We start from the raw sequence: 24252 nt of genomic DNA, 5'->3' as shown, positions 1-24252 counted from the left end.
GAACCCCATATGATGCCAAGCAACACAGAATTTGGAAGTATTTCATTTGATTTGCCAAAAAATCAATCAAATGTAATCAAAGTAATTGGAGTAGGTGGTGGCGGTAGCAACGCTATAAACCACATGTTTAAACAAGGGATTAAAGGCGTTGATTTTATCGTCTGTAATACCGATTCTCAAGCATTGGATAATAGTGCTGTACCCAATAAAATTCAGTTAGGGATGAATTTGACTGAGGGATTAGGCGCTGGAGCAAATCCAGATATTGGACACCAATCAGCTATAGAAAGCATCGCTGACATTGAAAAAATGTTAGATATTAATACCAAAATGGTATTTATCACTGCCGGGATGGGTGGTGGAACTGGAACAGGTGCTGCCCCAGTTATCGCTCAACTAGCCAAAGAAAGAGACATACTTACAGTAGGAATCGTAACTTTACCATTCTTATTCGAAGGTAAAGTACGTCAAGAACAAGCGCTTATTGGTATCGAAAAATTGCGCAAGCAAGTCGATTCTTTAATCGTTATCAATAATAATAAATTAAGAGAAGTATATGGAAATCTAGGTTTCAAAGCCGGGTTTTCAAAAGCGGATGAAGTTTTGGCAACTGCCTCTAGAGGAATTGCCGAAGTAATAACACATCACTATACTCAAAATATCGATTTACGTGATGCCAAAACAGTATTGTATAATAGCGGAACTGCTATTATGGGATCTTCTGTTTCCTCTGGTGAAAATAGAGCTAAGGAAGGAATTGTTGCTGCTTTAGATTCTCCACTTTTAAACGATAATAAAATTACAGGAGCCAAAAACGTATTGTTGCTTATCGTTTCTGGAACTAATGAAATTACTATCGATGAAATTGCCGAAATCAATGAGCATATTCAATATGAAGCAGGTTCTAATGCTAATATTATTATGGGAGTTGGTGAGGACGAAAGTCTTGGTGATGCCATTGCAGTAACTATTATCGCTACAGGTTTTAATGTGGAACAACAAAACGAAATCGTAAATGTTGAGCCTAAAAAAATAATCCACACTCTAGAAGAAGAGCAGAGAGGTGTTTTTGATCTAACTAGAAACACCGTTGCAAACTTTAATTTAAATGCAGAAACGCCGGTTTCAAACTCTGATGAAAGAATCGTTTTTGATTTAATCGAAGATGTTGTAACTCCTGCGGCTATAGTTGAGTCTCCGATAATTGCTTCTATCAATGAAGATGAATTAATAGGGATGACTGAATTTATCAAAAATTTGGATGTAACATTCGAAATTGTTTCTCCAATGAAAGAGATCGATTTTATCGTTGCAAACCCTGTTGTTGAGCAAGTAAGAGAAGTAAGAGCAGAGCCAGTACGTTTTGAAGAAAAACAAGAGCAAACTGCTTTTTCATTCGATTTGCCATTAAGCAAACCAGAGCCTGTTCAAGCAAAAGAGGAATCAAATAATTTCTTGTTTGAATTGACAAATGAAACTCGCGATATCAAAGTAGTACAACCTGTTCAGTTCGTTCCAGTAACTGAATTGTCAGATAACGGGATTATAAAATACTCTCTTGAAGAATACATGGAAGCAGAGAATGACTTGATGGAAAGCAAGCCTGTAGCCAAAATTGAAGAGGAAGTAATACCGGCTGAATTGAACATAACAATGAAGCAAGTGTCTGAGCCAGTTGTCGAAAGTCCTGTTCTGGCGAACAATTCTCCAGTTGACATGACAATCGAAGAAACACTTAGATTCAGAGCTGAAGAAAGAAGAAAAAAACTTAAAGATTTCAATTATAAGTTTCATGATAATGTATCAAGAGTGGATGAACTAGAAAGAGAGCCAGCTTACAAAAGATTTGGCATCGACCTTAGTAGTTCACAAACCAATAATTCTACGTCAAGAATATCAGTTGGAACAGATAGTAATAATGACTTGCAGTTGCGTTCCAACAACTCCTATTTACATGACAATGTAGACTAACTAACTCAAACCATTTTGAGATAGCCCGAAAATTTTATTCAATTTTCGGGTTATTTTTTTGAGTATAAAGCATAAAACAAGAAGTTGTTAATGCGAGTTAAATTTTCTAAATTTGTCGGGCCTTATCCAGCTGTACATTACAAGCTTTTTGTCGTAACTATTTTTTTCTAAGAACAAGAAAGAGCTTCTTTCAGTCGCTTTTCTGGTTCAAGAAAAAATATAGTTTCTCCCAAAAAGGCTTTCCATTTCCATCTGGGGCAGTCACAGAGATTGGTTTTCAAAGAGACAATCTGAAATCTAAAATTTTAAATTTAAAATACAGAATATGAGTTTATCAATTCAAATCATGGACGAATTAAAAACCGCCATGAGAGCCAAAGATACAGTAGCATTAGAAGCATTAAGAGCTATAAAATCAGAACTTTTATTGGCGCAGACAGCATCAGGTTCAAAAGAAGAAATATCGGCTGATGATGAGATTAAATTGCTTCAAAGATTAGTTAAAACTCGTAAAGAAAGCGCCAGAATATTTACAGAGCAAAATCGTTTGGATTTGGCTGAGCCTGAATTGGCACAAATCGCGGTAATCGAAAAATTCTTGCCAGCTCAATTAAGCGAAGAAGAAGTAGAAGCTGTAATCGCCAAAATCATTGCCGAAACAGGAGCGTCTGGAATAGCATCAATGGGTAAAGTAATGGGATTGGCATCTGCTCAATTGGGTGGTACTGCCGAGGGAAAAACCATTTCAACCATCGTAAAAAAATTATTGACTTAAAATAAAATAGATTGTTGGTTAGTGTTTTTTTAATCTAAACTAGTTAATCAACAATCTAAATTTTATATTGACCGCGTAGTTCAACTGGATAGAATATCAGATTTCGGCTCTGAGGGTTGGGGGTTCGAACCCCTCCGCGGTCACAAATAAAAAGCAAAATCATAAATGAATTTTATGATTTTGCTTTTTTTTATTTATATTTAGCCTAACCCCAACCTGCCAAATTTATTTATGGATAACATTACACTAGTAGTTTTTACTTTTAGCCTTACTTTTTTTGTTGTAGTAGCTCTTCTGGTAGCTTTATTTAGGCTTTTGGAATACTATTTTGGTTTGGTGTTTGGGAGACCTCTTTTTATCCATTTTTGTCCTTTTCCAAAGAAAATTAGCCCCAATGCACTGCATTTTTTAAACACCCAATTCCCTTTTTATATTCGTTTGTCGAATAAAAACAAAGTGTATTTTGAGCATAGGGTAGCATCTTTTTTTGATAATTATGAATTTGTAAGTCGAGAGAATTTTGAAATTACCGAAGAGGTAAAAGTTCATATAGCTGCAACATTTGTTATGCTGTCTTTTGGTATGCGGGAATATCTTTGCGATGTTTTTGAGACAATAATCATTTACCCGTCAATCTATTTTTCTAGGATTACAAAACAGTATCATAAGGGAGAATTTAATCCCAACACAAGAACGGTTGTCTTCTCTTGGGAAGATTTTCAAAAGGGATTTGATATTTCTTCCGATAATATAAATCTTGGAATACATGAATTTGCCCATGTTTTGCATCATCATGGATCGCAAAGTAATGATAGTGGTTCAGTAGTGTTTTCCAGGATGTATGCTATTATTAATGCAGAGGTGAGTGAAGCTGCCTTCAGGGAACAATTGATGCAATCCAATTATTTCAGGGGCTATGCATTTACCAACCAGTTTGAATTTCTGGCAGTAATCTTGGAGAATTATTTTGAAACACCTTTGGAGTTCAAAGCTCGTTTCCCAGATTTGTATGAGAAAGTAAGTTTGATGTTAAATCAAAAGTCTTAATTGGGTTTTAGTTTTCTAATAAAAGGGTTGCGATTTACTTATAAGAGAGTGGTCCCACAAAGAAATAGCCCCTAAAATCAAAAGGTCTATTGGTGCTTTTAACAGTAGCTTCAATGATGATGTCGACTCTTTTCTTTGCACGATTGACATCTTTTACCAAAAATTTTGTTTCGGATAGCTCAATCTTTATATCATTCACTTTAATTCTTTTCTCGTGTTGGCTTAATGATTGTTTCATTGTTTTCGAAATGATCTCTTTCAGCGTGTTTTCATTCATTAACAGGTCAAAATCGATCTCCCATATTTTGGAGCCATAGGTTTCATCAAATTTGCATTCGCCAAAAGTTGTGGTAGCTAAGAGTATAATTTGTTGGGCTATTGAATGTTCTAAAGATGTTTTTTCAAGCTCTTTTTTTTGGACAATGCTTCCAAAATCAATGGGTAATTTATAAAATGCTCCTTTCATATGTTATTAAAGATAAATGAGTTTGTCTGTCTTTCCTTTTAAATTGGTTTCTATTGCTTTTGAGACTTGTTTTCTTTTTACGATATGTAATTTTACTTTTGGTATAAGCTTCAAAAACTTCTCTCGGTAGAGTAGGTCACCAATCATTTTTTTGCCATTGTTTTCATCAACAATAATAAAGTAACTAATCCCTTTTTGGATTTGAAGGGTATTGATATCGCCTGCAAAAAGTTGGATGGTTTGGTTGTTTTTTTGAAAAGTATAAGTGAGCTCTTCTGAATTGAGTTTTCTATATTTTGAAATATCAAAAGACTCTATTTCTTCCTTTAAAGGCTCGAATGGAATGTTTTCGAACAAGAAATTCTTTGGTTCTAAAAATTTCAGACCCAGAAAACTCCAAATGTTTTTCCTTGTAGTTTGTTCTTTGAAAAAGAAAGTGTCTCGGGTAACTTTATAGATTGTTTTTTCATTGGTTTTATCATCTGTGAGAATCATTTGGTAGGTAGGAATCTCAATTTCTGAAGGAATGTTAGAATCTGATAAATGGGTTCTTAAATTAATCGCTCCTACTTCTTGCTCAGAAATGATAATGCTAATTGTGTACTTTGTTAATGCGGTATCCGTTCGAACAATCACTTTGCCTTCTCCAGATCCGGCATAAAATACAGATCCATCATTGTCAGTAAGTCCTAATGAAAGATTTAATTGGGGAATTGGCATTTTTAGTATGTTTAATTTTGATAAGGTTTGTGTTATTATAAAAGACAATAAATCGATTAATCGTTCTTGACTTTATAATATTTAAAACAGGTCAAATATTCTCTTAATAATTTGTTATCAGCATCGGTTGGACTAAATTCATAATCTTTATTGAGGGTAAAAAGCCTAATCTTATTGATCATATGACTTCTTATGATCTTAATTTCTTTGACGCTCAATTCTAAAACAACATTTCCGTCGCAGTTTACTTTGAGCTGATTTTTCAAACTTAAGATTTCACCATTTTCAAAATAAAATTCCAAAGGCTGTTCTTGTTTGACACAGGTATTGTCAGTAAATATTTTGAAATACAAAAAAACATTTCCTTTTCTTTTTCCAAGTTGCAGTGTTGCATATTCAGTAGTCTCGTTATAAACTCTTAAAAAAATTGGAGGAACACTTGCAAAATGTTTTCCGTCGAGTAACAACTCATTTTGGGTTATTGGGCAATTGATACCATCTAAAGGATGACTCTTTTTCTTTTTTTGAGCTTGTACAGCTCCAGAAAAAGAAAGCAAAAAAAATAGAAATAGACTTTTTTGAAATAATTTCATCGGTTTTGGATTATAGCATTTGATTTTCTTCGAAATGGTTTTAAAAAAAAGGAAACACAAAATTGCGTTCCCTTTTTTGTGGACTATTCAAAGGATTATTTTTGTTCGTAATCAGTATCCCATTCAGTGCCATCATCTCCTTTGTGACCATCCATTTTAATAAGGAAGTTCTTTGCAGGGAAATAAGGTTTCATGTGAATGTCAACATAAATTCTATCTTTTTGGATAGGATCTTGCTCAAAACGACGAATTTCAAAATTCTCAATTAATTTGTCCGGACCCGTAATTCCGTCTAGGAAGCTTACTATTTGTCCCATAATTTCTTTACGAGTTTTTGCTGTGAAATTCTCGAAAGCACGACGGTTAAGAAAATCCATTAATACTTTGGTCACATAGTCAAATACACGAACTACTGAATACGTTTGCAATCCTAAGTTGTCTCCGCTAAACAATGTTTTAGCCGAAAATGCCATTACTTTACCATACTCATTTACCATAGGAACTAATCCCATGTTTTCCAGGTTAGCAATTTCACTTTTCTTAAGGTCAAATTTCACTCCGTCTACTTCGTTGATACCTCCAAATTTCTTTCCGGCAGTAACTTGCGACATTAATGTTTTGTATATTTTGCCAGCAAGGGCAGCAGATGGAGCGATATATAAATCTTCACCTTCTCCTATTTGTTCAAAACGGCCACGTCCTACTAACCAGTTGCAGGTCATAATTACATTTGAACGATAAACATCACCTCCTGTTAAGTTGGCAGCGTCAAACATTTCCATTACATCATCCGGTTCGTCTAGATGCTCAAAATCGGTAACCAGCATCACTTTGTTTTCATGAGCGATTTTAGCCCATTTTTCAACCACTTTGTTTGAACCCAAATAGCCAGGAATAACAACTATGCCGTAGTTATTTTTTAGATCCAAACGATCGTAGTTGTCCACCAATTCCGAATGAATTGCATCGATAAAGCGAGTGTTGTCAAGGTCTTTCAATTGCTCAATATCGGCATTAACAATAGTGACATTTTTTACTTTATCCGTTTCAGTGTTTTTGTAAAACAAAGATAAAGTTCTGTAAGCCGCTTCAATTTCTCTTGTATCTTCAACGGCTTTTGCAAGATTCTTTTTAAGCAATGCTTCCGATTCTTTGCTTTTGTCTTCACATTGCGCGACCATGTCAGTCAATGCTTCGTTATTGTTCAAAACGGCAACCCATAATTCTAGGGTTTTCATCAAAGTTTCTCTTTCTTTGGCTTTGTTTATTTCCCCCAAGAAAATTTTTCTTCTTGCTTTTCTGTCAGGATTTAAGTTTTGAGTTCCTTCAATGGACATTTCCAGTAAATCGAAACCACCGTATTTGGCTAATTTCTCAACGCTTTTTTCTACTGATCCTGCAACTTTACGTTCCATTACCGCAACATCCCCATCATTATCCTGAAATGCTCCTTTTGTATTATTATCTTTCATCTGATGTCTTTTTATTTGTTGTCTTTTAATTCATTAATTAACCCGCCTAAGCTTTCTAATAATGCTTTTTTGGCATCACCATCTTCTAGAGCCGCTTTCAAAATTTTGTTCGTTTTCAACTGACGAATAATTTTTAGGTATTGGTCTTTCTCTGTTTCCAAGTCAGATAAAAAAGAACTTTGTGTAGTAATTCCTTTTACGCCAAAGTCACCAAGATTTTTAAATTTTAACGCTTCTGTTTTAGTAGCCCCTTCAGCATTTTCGAAGTTTACTTTTACTTCTGGTTTAAAGTGTTCGAAAGCTTTTTCGATACTTGTGATCCCTTCAACCAATTCTGGTTTTACTGGAGTGTCAATAGTAAGTTTTTGTGCGATAAGGGTTCTGTTTTGAGGAATTGCACTGATTGCTTCATCAGCGTCTAATTTTACCTCATTCCCTCCAATTCCATAATTTGTTAACATAGTTTTTGTTTTTAAATGAATGTTCGTTTTAACTTTTTAATGATTTATAGATTTATATTTTTTGCTGTATTACAGCGTCTTTCAAAATGCTATGTTTTTGGAATTTTTTCTTTTTGGGCATAAGTATATCCCTCAAGCTTTTGGCTTGATACTAAGGTTCTGTAAGATTGTGGTATTTTGCCTTAGATTTTTATTTTGGGTGTCTCTAAGAGAAATGTTTCTTTATGTTTGGAGTCTTTTAAGGACTGTTGTGTTTATTCTCCTTGTGGCCGAAAATTGTGCATTCTCACTATTTGGTTAAAAAAGATTTTCCTTTAAGTTTGTTTTTGAATATTTGAGTAATTCATTTCTATATTTTAGTATTTGTTTGGTATCTAATATTTCGTATTTTGCTAAATGTTTTGACTGTCTTTCTATCTCATTATCAAAAAACTGACAAAATGATTCATTATTGTACTTACCAAACTCCTCAAAATAGTTACACATGTCATTTAAAAAATATTCTGTTTTTTCTTTGACTAGTTCATCTGTATTCTCATCAAAGCCTATAATGGTACAGTATGATGGAGAAGGAAATTGACTCGGTTCCGGTATTTCTATGTCAAGTATCATCAATTCATACAATTCAGTAAGGTTTTTTTTGGACAATACCATTTCTTGTTTGATGGATTCGGTTTTGATATACTTTATCATTTCCCAATAGTTTCCGTTAGACATATTCATTCCAATACTAATAATAATTTCTCCTTTTTCTAGAATAGGAATTTCTACGCCTACTAATTTTTCAATCTCTTTCATTTGCGTGTTATAATCTATTCCGTCTTTTAGGTTGGTTGTGTAGAGTACAATGTATGATTTAGTATCTTCAATTTCCTTTTTATATTCACTGCAGTTAAAGTTGTGTACAGTATATAAATCTGTTGTCTTTTCAAGATTTTTAGCTTGAAAATTTATTTCTGTAGAACTAATACCTCTTATAATAACATCTTTCTGATTGTAGATTTTTCCATTCACTATCTGCGTTTCGTTCTTGAAGGAATATGAAAAGTTTACATCATCATTGTCTGTAAAGTTTTGATCAGTAGTGTATTGCTTATTCATAATTGGAGCATATTCTTTGTTGTTGTAAAGGATTGAATGTAGCTCTCCTTCTTCACCCAATTTGTATAATATGTGCATATTATACTTGTAATTAATAAATTGGCAATATGATGTGTTTGCTAAAATTAAAATAATAAATAGTAGTGATTTTTTCATGTTTGTGAACTGTTTATTTAATATGCTAATGAATTTTTTATGTTTTGAACCCTTGAAGGGGGAGTTAAGTTTGTGCTCTTTGTGGGCAAGGATTTCAAATCCGCGCTATCGGGCGCAAATATTATTTTATTAATTGATTCATTTTGCCTTGAAATCTGTAAATGGCATTATCATAAACTGTTTTTTATTTGAGTTCTTGAGTCTAATGCTTTTTCGAAATCGCAGTCTCCTTCAAGTATTTTGATTTTATTTCAAATCACTTAACGTTTTAGTGCCTTAACATAATTATTGCTAATTTGTTTTCCATTCACATTAGAATACACTAATTCACTTTTGAAAAAATAATCTCCATTTTTTAAATACATTTTTACTAAAGGATGTTTTATATCTCCCTTGAAGGGATTTCCTTCAATTGTTTTGTCGTATTTAAGTATTAGAGTGTCCTTATGAATTTCGTTATTACATAAATAATAAAAATCTGTTTGATATCCAGATCCTGAAAATATTATGCTATCTTTCGTTATTGAAATATTGTATCCAACCACAGCTCCAGATAAATCATCAATCTTCCCATAATTTATTGTGTAATCATATTTCCCATACCATTTGTCATCTATAATATTGTTATTAACATTTAAATCACTCTCATTGAAATTTATAGGTGCAACAATTTTTATTTTTCCATTTTTATTAAAATATAATATTGACCATTTACTTTGTAATTCATTCTTATTAATTGTCAGACCCGTTTTTTTATAGTTAACCACCATCTTATCGGTTGTTATGTATTTAATTTTTTTTAAATCCAATTGTTCCGTGATGTTTGCAATATATCCTGCAACATCGTCAGCAATTGTATAGAAATCATCATCGCCGTGTTTCTTTTTTAATTCTTTTATTTCTTTTGTGTTTGGTTCAAAGAAAACAATAATGTTATTGTCTAAAACTACTAAGGTGTCATTTGATTTGTCATTTGAAAAATTTTGAGAAATGCTATTCTTATTTTTTTTAACCTGTATGCCTAATTCATTTTTTTTATTGTCATTTTTACAGCCAAATGCCATAAATAGTAATAGTCCTATAAATGTTAATTTTGTTTTTTTCAYTTTTTATTGATTTATTTGGATATGGTAGCATTCATTCTCAATGAGTACTTTGTCTAATTCTTCTCTTTTTTTTATTTCACTTAAAAAATCATTTTTATTTGATAATTTAGTATAGGAAATGTCAAGCGTATTCATTATTGTAAAATCGGCAATATGTTTTGAAACATTTGAGGGGCCTAAATCTTTGATTTTATTTTCCATAGCGATTATAGTATCCATTTTACTTTTGCCTAGCTTTTTCTCATTAACATAAACATCAATGACTTTATCTCCTGGATTAGCGTAAATTTCTTTTTGCTTTGCAACTCCTCCTGGTTTACTGCAATTCTCATACATTATTCTGGCTTGATCGTATGTGTTTCTTGCCGTACTTGTAATATAGATATCGAAATTTTTTGATAATTTTCCAACTTCTTTTAATATTGCTTTTGTCTTTTTGGATAGTGATCCTTCATTTGAAGTTTGTCCCTCGAAATGTAATCTAACTTCTTCTATACTATCTTTTTTTTCTTCTTCTTTATTTCCGGCGGAACACTTGTTGTCAATTAAGTTTTTATTAAGCTTTCCCTTGTCTATATATATTTGAATCCCCTTTTTAATTTCATCTTTAGTTACCATACCGTCATTATTACCGTATTTTGGATTTGTATCAAATCCACCGTTTACTCCGTATGCTTTTATTCGTAAAGCGTAATTTCGATCATTTTCATTAAGTCCTCTTCCGTCGATACTAAATACTACATGGTTATCTGGTTTGCCCATTGATGCAGGAAATAAAACTTGCAAATAAAAATCAACAAATTCAAGTTTTTTTCCTTTTAGCGGTAAAAAATATTTTTTGACATATTCTAGTTGTTCAACTCCAGTCATTTTTGCTAATTTTGTGGTAGTAGTTCCTAATTTTTCAGCGGTATCTGCCATGAATTGGATTAATCCAGTTGCAGAAGACTTAGGGTTTTTTTTTGAAGGACTAAATGTTTCTCCAGTTTCCCAAGCCATAACAGCCATTAAATTATTAGCCATATTTTTATAATCGTTTGGCCATAATTCTTTACAAATTTCAACAACCTTCTTCCTAAAATCACAACTTACCTTATTTCCCCAAATCAAATCATAGTCCTTACAAACACAAACTCCATTTTCTTTTTTCTCATCCGGTTGGAAAATTTTCAACACACTATTAATTGCATCAATTGGATTGGGTAGTACTATTGGGTCTATTTTAATTTTATCTTCCCACCAATCAATAACATCATCTAAAATAGATTTTTCTTTCTCTTGTTTTTTGGATGGTCCTTTTTTCTGTGCAGGAGTTTGTTTTTTTGGTTTTGCTGTTGTATCCTTATAATTAGGATTGGCAACATTAGTGTTTTTACTGGCTGTTTTTGTATTCAAAATCTCCGCAGTGACATAATACTCATGAGTTTTTCCTTCGCTGGTATCGCCTTTGGATTTAATGGCATCGGCAATTTTTGCGAAATCAGGCTCTAAGACAAAATCAATATCAGTAATTCCATCTTTGACAATGCCTGAAAGTGTTTTCATTTTATTTTTCTCATTGGCTTTGTCATGTCCTGCACCAGGAGCATCATCTTCCCATAAGGTTGCAAATACTCTACGATTTTCCATGTGCAAACAATGTACTCGTGCTTTGAGTGTCTGACCGTAAGCAAATGGCTTGGATGGTTTGTTACCTTGTTTATCAAGAAATTCAATACTGTCTATTTTTGGACTCTCGGCATTGTGAGGTTTTATATCTAGTCTGGCAGTTTGTTCTCCTCTTTTGGCAAGAATGCGAATGCCTTTTCTTTCCAGGCTTTTTTGTATAAATTTATATGAAACTTTATTTCCTGTTTTGTTGTTTTCTTCTTTTTTGATCCACCTGCCTTTTTCCAATGTGTGTACTGACCATTCAACTGGTAGCTCAAAAGGATTTGTCGCAGTAGTGCTCAAGTTTTGAAAAGGCAATGGACTTGGCAACAATTGGTTTACCGAGTACAACTCTTCCTTGCCAACTACTGGATTTGGATTTCCTGTTATTTTAAGTTCAGACATAACTTTTTTCTTTTATATACAAATAGAATCAGTTCCATTCACCTCAGATTGAAATTTTGAAGTATTGACCAAAGGATTCAATTGGTTGTTTACTTGTGGTTTAGCTTTTTCTGCATTTTGCTTACCGGGCTCTGCTTTTTGTCCATGTTTGTCTATAGTTATACAATCAGGCCCACCCATAGGGCAGGTTGCTTTGCTAGTTTCTAGCAAAATTTTGCCTTTATTAGACAGCGTAACTTTATCATAAAAACCGCTCCATTTATTTATTACAGCTTTACATGGTAAATAATCGCCGCTTCCATTGGGTTGTTTTTTGCATTTTCCAAAGGTGTTTTTCTCCAATGTTTGTCCAATCTCTTTATCAGTGGCTATAAGTTTTTTTGAAGCATCTTTGTCATTGGCATAATGCTTACTATGTGTTTTTACCTTTAGTTTGTCCAACTTAGGTTCTACACTAAATTTGCATTTTACGGTGGCTCCCTGTACTACTATATGTTTCTCACTCATAGCTTTTAATTTTGTGTTTGAGGTTCATTAAAAATACGAGTCAGTAAACTAAAAAAGGTTTCTTTTTTAAGCAAGCCACCTGTATTTGTTGAATTTTCATCATTAGTATTTACAATCTCTTTCGGTTTTATTTCTTCAATATTTAGGATAGCTTTCATCGTACTGTCATAATGGATTGCACATTCTAATTCCATTTTCTCAACGCAGTATGAATTGGGATTCAAAAAATAGTTAGCATTGTATTTACCTTCCCAAGGATCAAAAACAAAATCAATGTCGAAATCGGTGTCTATATATTCTCCTTTTTGTTCAACCTTAATCCACTTCCCATCTTCCAAAAAAGGTGCTATTTTTTGTTCAATAATAAATGAAGCTTCTTCATCTTTTATTAAGGGGAAGGAGATGTTATTTTCAAATTCATAATTTGCAGTATAATTTATATGTATGCCATTAAATAAGCCTCTCAAAAACAAATCGGACCTTAATGAGTCATATAATGCAGCTTTACTGGTAAGGGACTGTTCCGTCTGTTCTATATGTATTTGAGTTACCTCACCTTCATAATAGTCAAGTATTTCTCTTTTTTTATTTTCCCAACGATCTAAAATTTGTTTGTAATTGTGAACATCAATCCATTTTCCTGTGTGGTCAACAACTATTTGTAGCGGATATATAATTTCGGCTGTTTTTGCTGCCAATTCTTCCAACATTGTATCTGGTTCAGAATTGTTAATGTATGTTTTTGTCATTCTATCAACCTCAAAAAAATGAAATCCTTTTGGATCAACGGCAATCCACTTTACAATCGACTCAAAATGAATTGTGTCTTTTTCTTCTCCGTTTTCCAAAACATAATGAACATCATATTTTTTCTTAGAACCCGCAGGTAAAAAAGGTAGGGTATGTCCATTTATAAGACTAACTTTTCTGGGTTTTGTGTTTATTGTAGGGTTTGCTGTAACTTCAATTTTAGTTGGTGGCAATAGCAATATTTTCAAATGACTTGGAAAATCAGCTTCAATCAAATCCGAAATTTCGCAATAGATATTATGATGCCTTCGGAGTTCCTGAGGTGCAATACCAAGTTCCTGAGCTACTTTTTGTAAAGTGTCTCCTTTTTGGATAGCATAGGTTCTTTCAATTGTTTTCAAGAGATATCGTATTGGTTCTAGAAATAATTATTTTTTATCAAAAAATCTTATTTATTGATTCTGATAGATTTGTCGGCAAACGTCTAGGTCCCTTCGTACTTTCTCGAGCTCTTCTTTGTATGTTTTCGCCGATTGGTTTAAACTGTCGATAAGATGTGCGTTGTGGGTAAGGCTTCTTATTTCTTTTTTGTAATCGATGATTTGCTTGTATGCCAATATGATATTGTTATACATTTTTTTGTTGTTGATAGAATCTTTAGGTAGTTTTTGATAGACATCGGCCAAAATTACATTTGCCAATCTTTGTTGGAAATCATTGTCTTGTTTTGGTGCATTTATAGAGTCAATAACTGTTCTTACACTGTCAATTTTAATGGCGAAATTGGTTTGATATTCAATTTCTTTTTTGAGTTTTTCATTGTCGGATTTCAATACTTTATTTTCTGCCTTTGGCATATAAAAATTGAAAGAAGCTGCAATTAATATCACGGTGATGGTTAGAATAAAAACTATTAAAAAAGCGAAAAATGCTTTTTGACGTTCTTGTTTGTTTAATACTTCCATTTTATTTTTTTAATTTTATTTTTCTACAAAGAAATTATGTCGTTTAATATTGTTTAGAATGCTATCGTTTTTATCTGTTTCAGCAACAAATAATTCGATATTTTCTTTTTTCTTACCTATGTAATCCAATCTGTTTAGAGTTTCGAAAAGTTTTTCTATTTTATCTAGAAAATGAATGGTAGCTGTAGCCGTTTTGTCGATATGGACATGATCATAATTGGTGTTTATCAATGAAGTAAATAAGGTTTCAAAATCACCTTGAGAGAGATCACACCAATCGGCAAAATAATTTAAAAGCTCCTCTTTACCGGAACCCGATTTGGAGTCGATAAAGTTTTTCATGATTCTGGCTAAGGATACAACTGAACTAAACATTAAAGCTGGATGTTGATGCATAGAGAACCAACGGAATTGTGTTAGTGTTTGCCCTAGATAATTGGAGGTAAAATCTGCCAATCCCATCATCATTTGAACTAAAATACCTGTTTGTTGGTTTCTGTTAATTTTTTGGGCAATTTGTACCGAGTATATTTCGAGTTGTCCAAATGTATGTGCAATATTTGCTTGCATATCAATCAATTTGGGATGACTGGAAACGGTCATAGATGCAGGTATGTATTCTTCGTCTAAAGTGGTAACATCTCCAATCATAATTTTACCTATTGCTAGGTAAAAGCCACCAAATCCTATTCCGGAACGAAATTCATCTGCATTGATCAAATGGAGTTTGTATTCGGGTTGGGTATTGGGATATCGCGGGGGAACTTCTTCCGGATCCGGTTCTCCAAACGGAATTCTTTTCATGGTGTTTACTGATATACAGGCTAATAATGCGTGTTGCTCTCCTGTCTTTATTTGATAAGTATCTTCCGCATATGGAATTTGTAAATCTAGAGTATCGGTAAAGTTTCGGCTTATTTCAATACGGGATCCATTAGGTGTTATCGCATGGCATTCTTCAACTCTTACTCGCAATAGTTTATGGTTGTCTATTCCTAAAGTGATTTTTATAGCCTCTTTATTTTGATTGCCTAAATTCAATAAACCATAGCTTACTGGGGTAGTGTGTATTCCTATTGCATCATTTACTAACTCTGCAACATTATCTTGCATAGCCAAAAAATGACTTTTATTAATCTTCATTCCGTCAATCCAATTGACTGGAAAATGATTCAGCTTTTCAACCATGTTTTTATAGTATTAGTAATTTGTTTGTATTAAATCTCTTCGGGCTCATAAACAAAACCGACTTTATTATCCGCTTTAGTATCTATTACTTGTTTAGATTTTCGGTGGCAAATAATAACCGAATTTTCCGTTATTCCATTCATCCCCAAAGTATATCTTGCATCAACATATTTTGCTCTTTCATTCCATTTTGGTTGCAGAAAAAAGACCCAGTGACACGGTTCTCCATCAAATGAAAGCTGAATTGGTTGTTTGGAATATCTCTTGTTGTAGTCTAAAGTGGTGTAGTAAAATAAACGTCCAAAATCCATTCGAACAGGCCCTTTTGCTCTAATCGATGTATATTCGCTGTCGTTTTCGTTCTTTTTGATTAATAAGGTAACTAGCAAAAGATCTCTAATTTCTGTATCTTCAATTTCAGGAAATGCATTTTTTTCTTTCGGAAGTTTCCAGGTAACATATATTTTTGGGGGGATCGCAACGATGTGCTCAAATAGCCCGTTGACCCAAGTTGGAATGAAAAAGGCAATGAATTGGGAACACATTAAAAAAGCAAATTCCAATCCGCTTAACGCAGTGTAAATTAGAATAAAGGGGATACTGGAATATAATACAATTACGAGAGCAAACAGTAACTCCGTTCCAAGGGATTTTAAATGGAATTCTTCAAAATACCAACGATAAAAGAAGGCCTGAATTCCTCCGAAAAGCAATGTTGAGATTTGATAAAAAAGAAACTCATCAGACAATTTAGAAAAAAGTTTGTTGAATCCCAAAAAAGCAACTAATGCATAAATAAACATAAATGATAATGCATAGATGTAAAATTTCCTTTTGTATTTTTGATTGAATTCTTTGACCTTATCGCTAAAAATCATTGTCAATACCACCGTGATGGCAATTAATATTGCTAAAATTATAATGAGTCTTATGTCGATAAGATCTCTTAAATGGTTTTTGATCATTTTTTATATTCTTGTTGAGTAACCTAATACAGGTTGTCTATTAAAATTAAATTTTTCTATTTCTTGATTCATAATCAAAAGTGTCTTTAGTTCTACTTCCATTGGGAAGAAATGCTCATAGAAACAATCGATAAATATTTTTATTTCCCCATTATTAATAAAATTTGCAAAAGAATTTTTAGTAATTGGGCCAATTTCTATTGTAACATTGTATGAATAATCCATATAACTGTTTCCGCAGATCAAGTCAATTCCCAATCGGTTATCTCCAAGTGTTATTTCTTCTTTATTGTCGCTATATTCTCTTGATCCCGATGTTTTAAAACTAACAGGTTCTTCAATAATATTGGATAGACATTTACAGCATAAATCGATATCTCCTACGATTTTATATGCATAAGGCAATAACTGAATCAGTTTTGAAACCAAAACAGGCGGAAAATCTTTTGACAATCCCCAGAACTCATAAAAAAAATCCAAAGGTTTACTGCCATTCAATTTGTATAGAAAATCACGCTCAATATTCTCTATTTTTGTTCTGTAATGAAATATCTCATTTTCAAATGGTGAGAAAAAATTACGTGATTCGGCTTCCTTTTTTTTCTGATGTTTGTGTTCCCTAATCATTTGGTTCACTGATTTCTCTGTGCCATTATCATTAGGACTGTGCATAAAACCTTCGGGCAACGTATCGTAGAAGCTGTCTCTGGAGAGTTGTAATTTGAGGTATTCTTGACTATTGTAGTCATCATCAATACAACTAGCACTCAATACATCATGACGATAGGCTCTTGAGAATTGACCCTCATTTGTAATTATGATATTGTTTTCGGTAAGCACATTATTTTGAATGAGTTCATTGACAATGATCTCAGCCCGAATGTCATGAGGGATTTCCTCTATCTGTTTGACTACCTTACTTAGTTCCATTGGATTGTTTCTTTGCCTCTTCATTAATTCTGCCAGATGCTATATACCTTAATTGAAAATATTCATCATTAAAATTATAGATTGCCAAACCTTTCTCTGTACAGGCCAGTATCCTGTCGTTGTGTAAATACATAGCAACATCAGAGATTGGATGATCTTTGTCGTATCTAAAAAACACTAAATCACCTTCTTCAAGAAAATCTCGACCAGTAAATAGCTGTAAAGATTTTGATCGAAACATACCCGCAGGATCTTTGGGGAGTGTGACTTTGTAAACACTGCTAAATAGAGATTGGATGAAATAAGCGCAGTCGATACCATCTTTTGAAAAACTCTTGTCTTTATAAGGTGTATCAATCCATTGGTCGATATAAGAATATAATTTGTAGTCTGAAATTTTTGCAGGCATAACTCCGAGGATAATGGAGTATTTTTCTTTAATGGCTAAAACTTCATCACTTAAATTCTCAGTGTTATCATTGACTACAGCTTGGTTTTCTAATGCAATTTTATCCATTTTATTCTGTTTTTTTAATAAATCAACAGAATAATCATATTTAAATGGAACCTGCGCAATGTAATTTTCGCTTCCACAACCAAGCAGAATCGAGCATAACATTAATAGTGCTAATTTATATTTTATGGGTAGGTTCATAAATTTGGGATCCGAATTGTTTCGAAGTTTTATTTTTTAAAAGCGTGTTTTTTTTATTGAATAGTGCATCCTTTTTTTGCTGCAAAAGTTCTAGAATGTGACATTCTTTTTTAGTATAAAACAAAAAAATAAGTATAAAACTTAAGGTATGTCTTAATTTAATTGTCAGAAAAAGGACTATGAAAAAATGATGTGTTTTTTGGGGAAATTTCTAATTGTCTTAATAATTACAATTGAAAATAAAATGTGGTACGAGGCAAATGTATAAATTTATCTTTAGAAAAAAATATTTTTTTGTAATTTAAAACTTAAAATTTAAATTTCAGTCGTAAGAAAGTGATTACTGAGTTTTATGCCTGTTTTTTTAGTTCCAGATAAAATGTGTAAAATGTGTTTTTAATTGATGTAATTACTTGTTTTTTAATCTATTAATATTTTTTAGTCTCTTTTGATGTTTTTTATTTTTAAAAAAATTCTTATAATAATTTGTTTTTGAATCTAATAATAGTATAAGTTTGTATTTAAAATCATACATATTTGGCAGTGAATTATGTGTTTGGTTTTTAGATAAAATATTAAGTAGGGATGAAAAAAGGTTTTTTTGATGTAAAGTTTGATTTGAAAATCGTGCTGTTTTTTGTGCTATTTTTATTAGTGTCAATTATCTATTTTTTAGTGCAGTTTTTTAATAAAGTAGATTGTGATACGGCTAGATTTTATGTATTGTCAGAACATTTCCAAAGCAATGAATCAGTTGAGTTTTATGATAAAACGGAGAATGCCAATAATTGGCTTTGGGACTTTGGAGACGGCACCGATTCGGATTCCAGACCCCATACTTTTCACATCTATAAGCAACCTGGAAAGTATACTGTTTCGCTTACAATAAATGGTGTTTGCATTCATACCAAAGAGGTCATTATAAATGATAATCAGAGTATGAATAGAAGCGAAATGCCAATAATTATGGCTTCTAAAATTATTACTGTTGGACAACCCACTTATTTTAGAGGAATAAAAGATGATGGGCGAACTTGGGAATGGTCTTTTGGTGAAAACAATGGGGTTGATGATACTGCTCAAAATCCTGTTTATACTTTTGCCAAAGCTGGTGAAAAAATAATCACTCTTGTCACTAATGGTAATTTTAACAGCGTTGCCAGGATCGCTGTTTATGTACACCCACGCACAATTAAGCAGATAAATCCATTAGATGTCGCTTCTTACGAATATGAAAAAGAACCTGAAAAATTTTCGTTACCCAAAGGTAAAGTTCAAAAAGACCCATTGGAGGATATGCTGCAATATATTCCTGTAGCATCCCGAACAGAGGCTAAAAAAGACACACTCAAAATAGAAACAAAAGCCTCTAAAATATCAGAAGACCAATTTGAAATTCTTTTGTTAAAAGTGGCTGAAGGAAATAAAGTAAAAGATGATTTTGAAGATTTTTTATGCGGAAATTATGAAATGCCGGTAGTTAAAAATGGTGAAGATCTTTTGACGTTTGATCAATTCTGTGAAAATATTAAAGGAAAAAAGATTCGAATTGATGCCATTCGGCTTAATAAAGACAAAAATACTAATTGTATAAAAGGTTTAAATATTAGTTATAAAGTCAAAAAAATACTCATTTGGTCTAAAGATTAAAGAAAATGGAAGAAGAAAAAAATATTTTCAGTAAGGAATTAATTGATGCTTTCGAAATTGCCAAGAAAATTGCCAAAAACAATTCGAATAAATTTTATGCAGCTTCCCATTTGCTAAAAGCGCTGTTGAATAGGGATTTTTCCCTTTTGAAGCAACTAGAAAGTATGGGTAAAGATGTTTATTATCTTGATGAATGGGCAGAGGTTCGTATGGAAGATGAGCCTAAAACGAATCATGTTTTGAATGCTGAACCAAGCGATGTTATTGATGCTGTCATCAATGAAGCCGAATTGGTCAGGGTGATACTCAATGAAGATGAAATCTCTCTTTTTTCAGTTATGGTAGCTTTAAGTTCGCCAGGTGTGGGTTTCAATTTTGATCAAATGAAAACTTACCCTATTTCGAGGAATGAACTGTTGGAAGATCAAATTGAATCGCCACAAGAAACAGGTAATCAGTTAAAACAAGAGGTTAAAAAAGGATTCCTTGGGAAGTATTGCATTCACAAAAATATTCACAAAAATAAAAAACACAGAATAGCGATTGGAAGAGAGTCGGAACTGAACACAATGAAAGAAATTTTGTGTCGTTTTTCCAAGCCAAATGTGCTTATAATTGGTGACAGAGGTATTGGGAAATCAACTCTGATTGATAATTTGATATTGAATGTGATTCAGAATCAAGTGCCTGATGTATTGCATAAGGTACAATTATTTGAGTTGGATTTGTCTACATTAATTGCAGGAGCTTCCTATAAAGGGGAGATTGAAGACCGCCTTCGCAACTGCATTCAGGAATTGCAGCAGTACCCAAAAGCGATTCTTATTATTGAGGAGATTCATACTTTACTAGATAAAAATGGTGGGGATTCTGGAGTCTCGAATGTGTTGAAAGGGGAATTGGCCAAAGGACTGAATATTATTGCTACTTCTACAGTTGAGGAATATTCAAAACGAATAGAGAAGGAGCAGGGCTTAGCAGGTATGTTTGAGATTTTGAAATTGGAAGAAGCTGATGATGTTACTTTGTTTCGAATGATTAAAGAGTCGATACAAGTGTATCAGGAGCATCATAAAATAAAAATCGATGAAGAAACTATTTCAGAATCTATTCGGCTGTCAAGGAGATATTTGAAAGAAAAAAGTCTGCCGGAATCTGCTATAAATCTGATTGATCATACTATGTCGGTTTTGAAAACTTCGGGAGAGACTTTTTTGAAAGAAAAACAATCTTTACAGGACAAACTTCAAGTTTTGAAAGTGAACGAGAAAGAATTGTCCGAAGAGCAATTGCTCAAAGAGGCTAATTGGTTCTTACAGGATCTGACAAAAAAAACAACTTTTTTGATGGTTGTTGATGAACAAGTCACAGTTGTTTTTGAAAAATCAAAATCCTTATTTCTACATATTGAATCATTATTGCAAACTCTTGAAGAAAAAGCATTGGATAAAAGAGTGCATATTGAAGCGTTTGATTTATCTCTTGTAATTGCTCAGAAAACTGGAATTCCTGTTGGAAAATTAAAAGAGGAAGAAAAAAATAAACTCAATTCGATAGAAGATGTATTGAGCCAGCGTGTGATTGGCCAAGATCATTGTATCGCTACTGTCGCTGGATCAATACTAGAATCTCGATCCGGTTTAAGTAAAGCGGGGCAGCCTATAGCTTCTTTCTTTTTTCTGGGTCCTACAGGAACAGGAAAAACAGAGTTAGCTAAAAGTTTAGCCGAATTTCTATTCCAAGATGAGAATGCCATTATCCGTTTTGATATGTCAGAGTTCAAGGAAGAACATTCTGCAGCATTGCTTTATGGAGCACCTCCAGGATATGTTGGTTATGAAGAAGGAGGGTTATTGGTGAATAAAATAAGACAAAAACCTTATTCGATAGTGCTTTTTGATGAGATTGAAAAAGCGCATACTTCTGTTTATGACGTTTTTCTTCAAATTATGGACGAGGGAAAATTACACGACAGATTGGGGAAAGAAGGAGATTTTTCGAATGCGATTATATTATTTACTTCAAACATTGGAGCTGATCATATTGTGGAATCTTTTAATAGAAATGAAATTCCGACATCAACTTCATTGATGGAAATTATGGGTAGTTTTTTCAGGCCTGAATTTTTGGGAAGACTTACAGAGATAGTCCCTTTCGCTCCAATTAGCAAAGACAATGCGTTGAAAATATTTGAAGTACACCTTAAAAAAGAATTTGTTGATTTACTGAAAACGATCAATATTACTGTTGATATTCCTATGGAAGTGAAAATGAATTTGGCTGAAAGTGGTTATAATGCTAAGTACGGCGCAAGACCAATAAAAAGCATAATTAGAAGTCATTTGAGAAGACCACTTGCCAAAAAAATTATTTCGGGTGAAGTTCAAGAAGGGGACAGGATGATTGTCTCTATAGAAAATGGAGAGGTAAAGTGGATGAAAGAATCGTTATTGGTTATTTAATAGTTATTTGATTTTATTAGTTCAATAAAAAAGCAAACACTTTTGAGTGTTTGTTTTTTTTTATAATTGATTTGCTATTGATGATTTTTCTACAGAATCTCTTATTTTTCACTTCTGTGTGAGGGATAGAAGCAAGCTACCGAAGTAGCGTGGATAGCCCGACACCAATAAAAAAAGGAGCGACTAGCACGAATGTTTAGTTAGCTCCTTTTTTTATTGGTGGCACACCCAAAATGTACTTTACCGCTTATTTATTCTTCTATAAAAAGACGGTACGGGAAAACATTGGAAGATCGTTGTTTTAAATATTTCATAAAACTTTCACAGATATAATCCCACTCTGTTACGGAAATATGCTGCTTTTCTTCGGGGTTTGTTTTGATGAATATATCAACTGTTCTGCTAAAACCAGCTTTAATAGAGACTTCTTTTTTGGTTCCTTTTTCGATTCTTACTTCGGCTAAAGTGGTCTTGAAATGGTCGTAGGCAAAAGCTTTAATGTCTGCAAAAGTTACAATTCTTCCTCTCGTGAGTAGGGCATTGCGGTATGCCAGTATGCGGTCTTTGTTATTTTGTTTGTTGATGCCACCTACGGTGTTTGTCATTAAGGTGGTTTGTTTGCTTACAAAGAACAAATCATCTTTGGATTCAAGTACGGTTCCGGCTTTGATGTCATTTCCGTCTTCGGCGCAAGTTGACCAGTATTGGGCTGTGAAATTCTTGCCATTTTCGATATTGTGTTTGGGTCTGATCATCAGATAAGGAGCATTGTTTCGTGTAAAACTGCTTTCCTTGGCCTGTTGTTCTACAGAAGCAAGCAATTGATTGATTTCGGTAAGTGCACTTTTCATAAAATCCTGTCCAAGGTCTGAAAAGGAAGAACTCTCATCTTTTAATAAATCCAATACATTCTGTAACAACTCAGATGCCGTTCTGGAATCAAAACGGGAAACGCCTCCGGTCCTCAAAACAGCATTACCTTCATCGACCATACCATCGTTGAATTCTTTTATTTCGTAATGACTGCCAGAGGGATCCACAACTGTGTCAATATCTAGATAGTTATTGTCCTCGGTGTCTAATGCCATATAATTCAAAAAACCGCTTAATTCTCTAGTTAAAGTGTGTAGTTTTTTGTTGATTACCGGAAAACAGTTTGTTGTAATTGATACGTTGTCAATTATTTGTGGGACTAATGATTCTGGAAAAATCATTTTCAACCAAATGATTTTGTTTTGATTTTCATTGGTCAGTTCTTCAAAAATTTTGTATTCAGGGGAGTATTCAGTAATTTTTTTATGAGTAAGTTTCCCTTTAAGCGTGTAGAAATTATCGTAGTAAAACTCATTTACTTCTCTGGAAATTTCTACCAGATGGTTGTAATTCCTATTGATAATGGAGTCAATATTCATATTATTAATAGGCACATTGTATCCCTCGCTAACTTTTATTTCCAGATCATCGTGATAGCATTTCAGTTGTTTCAAATAATATTGGAACATTTCTTTTTGATGAGTATTTTTTATATCGATGTGCAACATTAAATCTTCCAGTTCCAAGACATCAGGGTTGGTGATTTCGATTCCCAATAGGATCTCTCCTGCAGTTAAAACAGACTTGTATCCGTGCACTTGTTCTTTATAGAAAAGATTCGAAATTTCAAATAAATTGCGTTCATAAGCAATATATTTTATATTACAGGAGGATAATTTTACTTCCAATGTAGGTGAAAGATGTATTTCCTTTAGTATTGGTTTTAATGGATTGTAGATATTGTGCATTCTACGACTGACTATCATTTGGTTTTTTAGTGAGACGTTCAGATTGTTTTCTAACGGCAAAGCGTGAAGAATCCCTCTTGCTGGTTTAGCTCCCGAAGTAACCTCAGGGAACATAATTTCCAGTACACGCTCTACAATTCGGGTTTTGGAATCTTCAAGTTCGTGTGAAACTTTTTCTAATTCATAAGAAAGCGCATTGAGGAGTAAACTTACCACGGGATCAAAAGTGGTTTCCATTTCAATATCCGAAAACCCCCAAGCTCTTGCCGCTCTTTTCAGTACTCTGTCTTTTATTCTTTCTTGTCTCATATTCTAAAAAAATGTATTGAATCTTTATTTACGATTGTTGTTTTGGAAAACGGATTTTAGTAAAATTATTTGCGTAAATATAAGAATAAAATAATTTTTTTCTTATATATTATTTGTTTTAAATAAGATTTTTGTATCAAAAATATATTCTATTTTAGGAGTAGGAG

21 protein-coding genes and 1 tRNA gene are annotated in these 24252 nt (G+C 33.0%); 6 read left to right on the top strand and 16 right to left on the bottom strand.

Translation table 11 applies throughout. From position 1 onward, the window contains the following. The first annotated feature begins 12 nt into the window (after positions 1-12). The 4 genes from ftsZ (at position 13) to AC1DY0_RS03720 (ending at position 3793) form a co-directional block, all read left to right on the top strand. Positions 13-1971, top strand: a complete 1959-nt coding sequence (gene ftsZ, locus AC1DY0_RS03735; protein ID WP_477187607.1) for a cell division protein FtsZ — start codon at positions 13-15, stop codon at positions 1969-1971. A gap of 325 nt (positions 1972-2296) precedes the next feature. Next, positions 2297-2746, top strand: a complete 450-nt coding sequence (locus tag AC1DY0_RS03730; protein ID WP_477187330.1) for a GatB/YqeY domain-containing protein — start codon at positions 2297-2299, stop codon at positions 2744-2746. Positions 2747-2815: 69 nt separating this feature from the next. Further along, positions 2816-2889: transfer RNA gene (locus tag AC1DY0_RS03725), tRNA-Arg, on the top strand. Positions 2890-2977: 88 nt separating this feature from the next. After that, positions 2978-3793 (top strand): zinc-dependent peptidase, encoded by an 816-nt coding sequence (locus tag AC1DY0_RS03720; RefSeq protein WP_477187329.1) that lies wholly within the window; start codon positions 2978-2980, stop codon positions 3791-3793. A gap of 34 nt (positions 3794-3827) precedes the next feature. Here AC1DY0_RS03720 and AC1DY0_RS03715 read toward each other — a convergent pair whose 3' ends face one another. The 15 genes from AC1DY0_RS03715 to AC1DY0_RS03645 form a co-directional block, all read right to left on the bottom strand. After that, the gene (locus AC1DY0_RS03715) at positions 3828-4259 is read right to left on the bottom strand and encodes a GPW/gp25 family protein (RefSeq protein WP_477187328.1); all 432 of its coding nucleotides are present in this window, start codon (positions 4257-4259) and stop codon (positions 3828-3830) included. A 6-nt stretch (positions 4260-4265) separates the two neighbouring features. Beyond that, positions 4266-4979 (bottom strand): hypothetical protein, encoded by a 714-nt coding sequence (locus tag AC1DY0_RS03710; protein WP_477187327.1) that lies wholly within the window; start codon positions 4977-4979, stop codon positions 4266-4268. A gap of 56 nt (positions 4980-5035) precedes the next feature. Beyond that, positions 5036-5572 carry a hypothetical protein gene (locus AC1DY0_RS03705; protein ID WP_477187326.1) on the bottom strand — a complete coding sequence of 179 codons (537 nt, stop codon included), beginning with the start codon at positions 5570-5572 and terminating at the stop codon, positions 5036-5038. 95 nt (positions 5573-5667) lie between these two features. After that, positions 5668-6987 (bottom strand): DUF5458 family protein, encoded by a 1320-nt coding sequence (locus tag AC1DY0_RS03700; RefSeq protein ID WP_477187606.1) that lies wholly within the window; start codon positions 6985-6987, stop codon positions 5668-5670. Positions 6988-7055: 68 nt separating this feature from the next. Next, the gene (locus AC1DY0_RS03695; RefSeq protein ID WP_477187325.1) at positions 7056-7505 is read right to left on the bottom strand and encodes a hypothetical protein; all 450 of its coding nucleotides are present in this window, start codon (positions 7503-7505) and stop codon (positions 7056-7058) included. Between the two features lie 297 nt (positions 7506-7802). Continuing rightward, a complete protein-coding gene (locus AC1DY0_RS03690) occupies positions 7803-8684 on the bottom strand; it encodes a hypothetical protein (RefSeq protein ID WP_477187324.1) in 882 nt (293 codons plus the stop codon). 338 nt (positions 8685-9022) lie between these two features. Further along, positions 9023-9826, bottom strand: a complete 804-nt coding sequence (locus tag AC1DY0_RS03685) for a DUF5991 domain-containing protein (protein ID WP_477187323.1) — start codon at positions 9824-9826, stop codon at positions 9023-9025. A gap of 45 nt (positions 9827-9871) precedes the next feature. After that, complete coding sequence (locus AC1DY0_RS03680; RefSeq protein ID WP_477187322.1) at positions 9872-11923, bottom strand: hypothetical protein; 2052 nt, start codon at positions 11921-11923, stop codon at positions 9872-9874. Between the two features lie 12 nt (positions 11924-11935). Continuing rightward, positions 11936-12430, bottom strand: a complete 495-nt coding sequence (locus AC1DY0_RS03675; protein ID WP_477187321.1) for a DUF4280 domain-containing protein — start codon at positions 12428-12430, stop codon at positions 11936-11938. A gap of 5 nt (positions 12431-12435) precedes the next feature. Next, positions 12436-13581 carry a LysM peptidoglycan-binding domain-containing protein gene (locus AC1DY0_RS03670; protein ID WP_477187320.1) on the bottom strand — a complete coding sequence of 382 codons (1146 nt, stop codon included), beginning with the start codon at positions 13579-13581 and terminating at the stop codon, positions 12436-12438. Between the two features lie 51 nt (positions 13582-13632). Further along, positions 13633-14145, bottom strand: coding sequence for a type VI secretion system TssO (gene tssO, locus AC1DY0_RS03665; protein WP_477187319.1), 513 nt, complete (start codon positions 14143-14145; stop codon positions 13633-13635). Between the two features lie 15 nt (positions 14146-14160). Further along, the gene (locus AC1DY0_RS03660) at positions 14161-15333 is read right to left on the bottom strand and encodes a hypothetical protein (RefSeq protein WP_477187318.1); all 1173 of its coding nucleotides are present in this window, start codon (positions 15331-15333) and stop codon (positions 14161-14163) included. A gap of 29 nt (positions 15334-15362) precedes the next feature. Next, on the bottom strand, positions 15363-16298 hold the full coding sequence (locus AC1DY0_RS03655) for a TssN family type VI secretion system protein (protein WP_477187317.1): 936 nt from the start codon (positions 16296-16298) through the stop codon (positions 15363-15365). Between the two features lie 3 nt (positions 16299-16301). Beyond that, entirely contained in the window at positions 16302-17228 is a 927-nt protein-coding gene (locus tag AC1DY0_RS03650) for a type VI secretion system baseplate subunit TssG (protein ID WP_477187316.1), read from the bottom strand. Beyond that, positions 17215-17883, bottom strand: coding sequence for a C40 family peptidase (locus AC1DY0_RS03645; protein ID WP_477187315.1), 669 nt, complete (start codon positions 17881-17883; stop codon positions 17215-17217). The genes AC1DY0_RS03650 and AC1DY0_RS03645 overlap by 14 nt, the downstream gene beginning before the upstream one ends. 585 nt (positions 17884-18468) lie before the next feature. Between AC1DY0_RS03645 and AC1DY0_RS03640 the strand changes: the two genes are divergently transcribed. Then, positions 18469-19533, top strand: a complete 1065-nt coding sequence (locus tag AC1DY0_RS03640) for a PKD domain-containing protein (RefSeq protein WP_477187314.1) — start codon at positions 18469-18471, stop codon at positions 19531-19533. A 5-nt stretch (positions 19534-19538) separates the two neighbouring features. Further along, positions 19539-21995: an AAA family ATPase gene (locus AC1DY0_RS03635; RefSeq protein ID WP_477187313.1), complete on the top strand. Its 2457-nt coding sequence runs from the start codon at positions 19539-19541 to the stop codon at positions 21993-21995. Between the two features lie 251 nt (positions 21996-22246). Here the strand turns inward: AC1DY0_RS03635 and AC1DY0_RS03630 are convergent, their stop codons facing one another. Further along, positions 22247-24085 (bottom strand): type VI secretion system baseplate subunit TssF, encoded by a 1839-nt coding sequence (locus AC1DY0_RS03630; protein WP_477187312.1) that lies wholly within the window; start codon positions 24083-24085, stop codon positions 22247-22249. Between the last annotated feature and the right edge of the window lie 167 nt (positions 24086-24252).

This window comes from Flavobacterium sp. P1_E4, assembly GCF_056405915.1.
The sequence above is the reverse complement of the archived record's forward strand: the minus strand, read 5'-3'. Positions and strand labels throughout refer to the sequence as shown.

Coding starts and splice junctions, on each gene's coding strand:
- AC1DY0_RS03630 (WP_477187312.1), bottom strand. CDS start 24,085: ATGAGACAAGAAAGAATAAAAGACAGAGTACTGAAAAGAGCGGCAAGA.
- AC1DY0_RS03695 (WP_477187325.1), bottom strand. CDS start 7,505: ATGTTAACAAATTATGGAATTGGAGGGAATGAGGTAAAATTAGACGCT.
- AC1DY0_RS03710 (WP_477187327.1), bottom strand. CDS start 4,979: ATGCCAATTCCCCAATTAAATCTTTCATTAGGACTTACTGACAATGAT.
- AC1DY0_RS03685 (WP_477187323.1), bottom strand. CDS start 9,826: ATGGCATTTGGCTGTAAAAATGACAATAAAAAAAATGAATTAGGCATA.
- AC1DY0_RS03715 (WP_477187328.1), bottom strand. CDS start 4,259: ATGAAAGGAGCATTTTATAAATTACCCATTGATTTTGGAAGCATTGTC.
- AC1DY0_RS03660 (WP_477187318.1), bottom strand. CDS start 15,333: ATGGTTGAAAAGCTGAATCATTTTCCAGTCAATTGGATTGACGGAATG.
- AC1DY0_RS03700 (WP_477187606.1), bottom strand. CDS start 6,987: ATGGAACGTAAAGTTGCAGGATCAGTAGAAAAAAGCGTTGAGAAATTA.
- AC1DY0_RS03720 (WP_477187329.1), top strand. CDS start 2,978: ATGGATAACATTACACTAGTAGTTTTTACTTTTAGCCTTACTTTTTTT.
- tssO (WP_477187319.1), bottom strand. CDS start 14,145: ATGGAAGTATTAAACAAACAAGAACGTCAAAAAGCATTTTTCGCTTTT.
- AC1DY0_RS03680 (WP_477187322.1), bottom strand. CDS start 11,923: ATGTCTGAACTTAAAATAACAGGAAATCCAAATCCAGTAGTTGGCAAG.
- ftsZ (WP_477187607.1), top strand. CDS start 13: ATGCCAAGCAACACAGAATTTGGAAGTATTTCATTTGATTTGCCAAAA.
- AC1DY0_RS03690 (WP_477187324.1), bottom strand. CDS start 8,684: ATGCACATATTATACAAATTGGGTGAAGAAGGAGAGCTACATTCAATC.
- AC1DY0_RS03635 (WP_477187313.1), top strand. CDS start 19,539: ATGGAAGAAGAAAAAAATATTTTCAGTAAGGAATTAATTGATGCTTTC.
- AC1DY0_RS03675 (WP_477187321.1), bottom strand. CDS start 12,430: ATGAGTGAGAAACATATAGTAGTACAGGGAGCCACCGTAAAATGCAAA.
- AC1DY0_RS03640 (WP_477187314.1), top strand. CDS start 18,469: ATGAAAAAAGGTTTTTTTGATGTAAAGTTTGATTTGAAAATCGTGCTG.
- AC1DY0_RS03730 (WP_477187330.1), top strand. CDS start 2,297: ATGAGTTTATCAATTCAAATCATGGACGAATTAAAAACCGCCATGAGA.
- AC1DY0_RS03655 (WP_477187317.1), bottom strand. CDS start 16,298: ATGATCAAAAACCATTTAAGAGATCTTATCGACATAAGACTCATTATA.
- AC1DY0_RS03650 (WP_477187316.1), bottom strand. CDS start 17,228: ATGGAACTAAGTAAGGTAGTCAAACAGATAGAGGAAATCCCTCATGAC.
- AC1DY0_RS03705 (WP_477187326.1), bottom strand. CDS start 5,572: ATGAAATTATTTCAAAAAAGTCTATTTCTATTTTTTTTGCTTTCTTTT.
- AC1DY0_RS03645 (WP_477187315.1), bottom strand. CDS start 17,883: ATGAACCTACCCATAAAATATAAATTAGCACTATTAATGTTATGCTCG.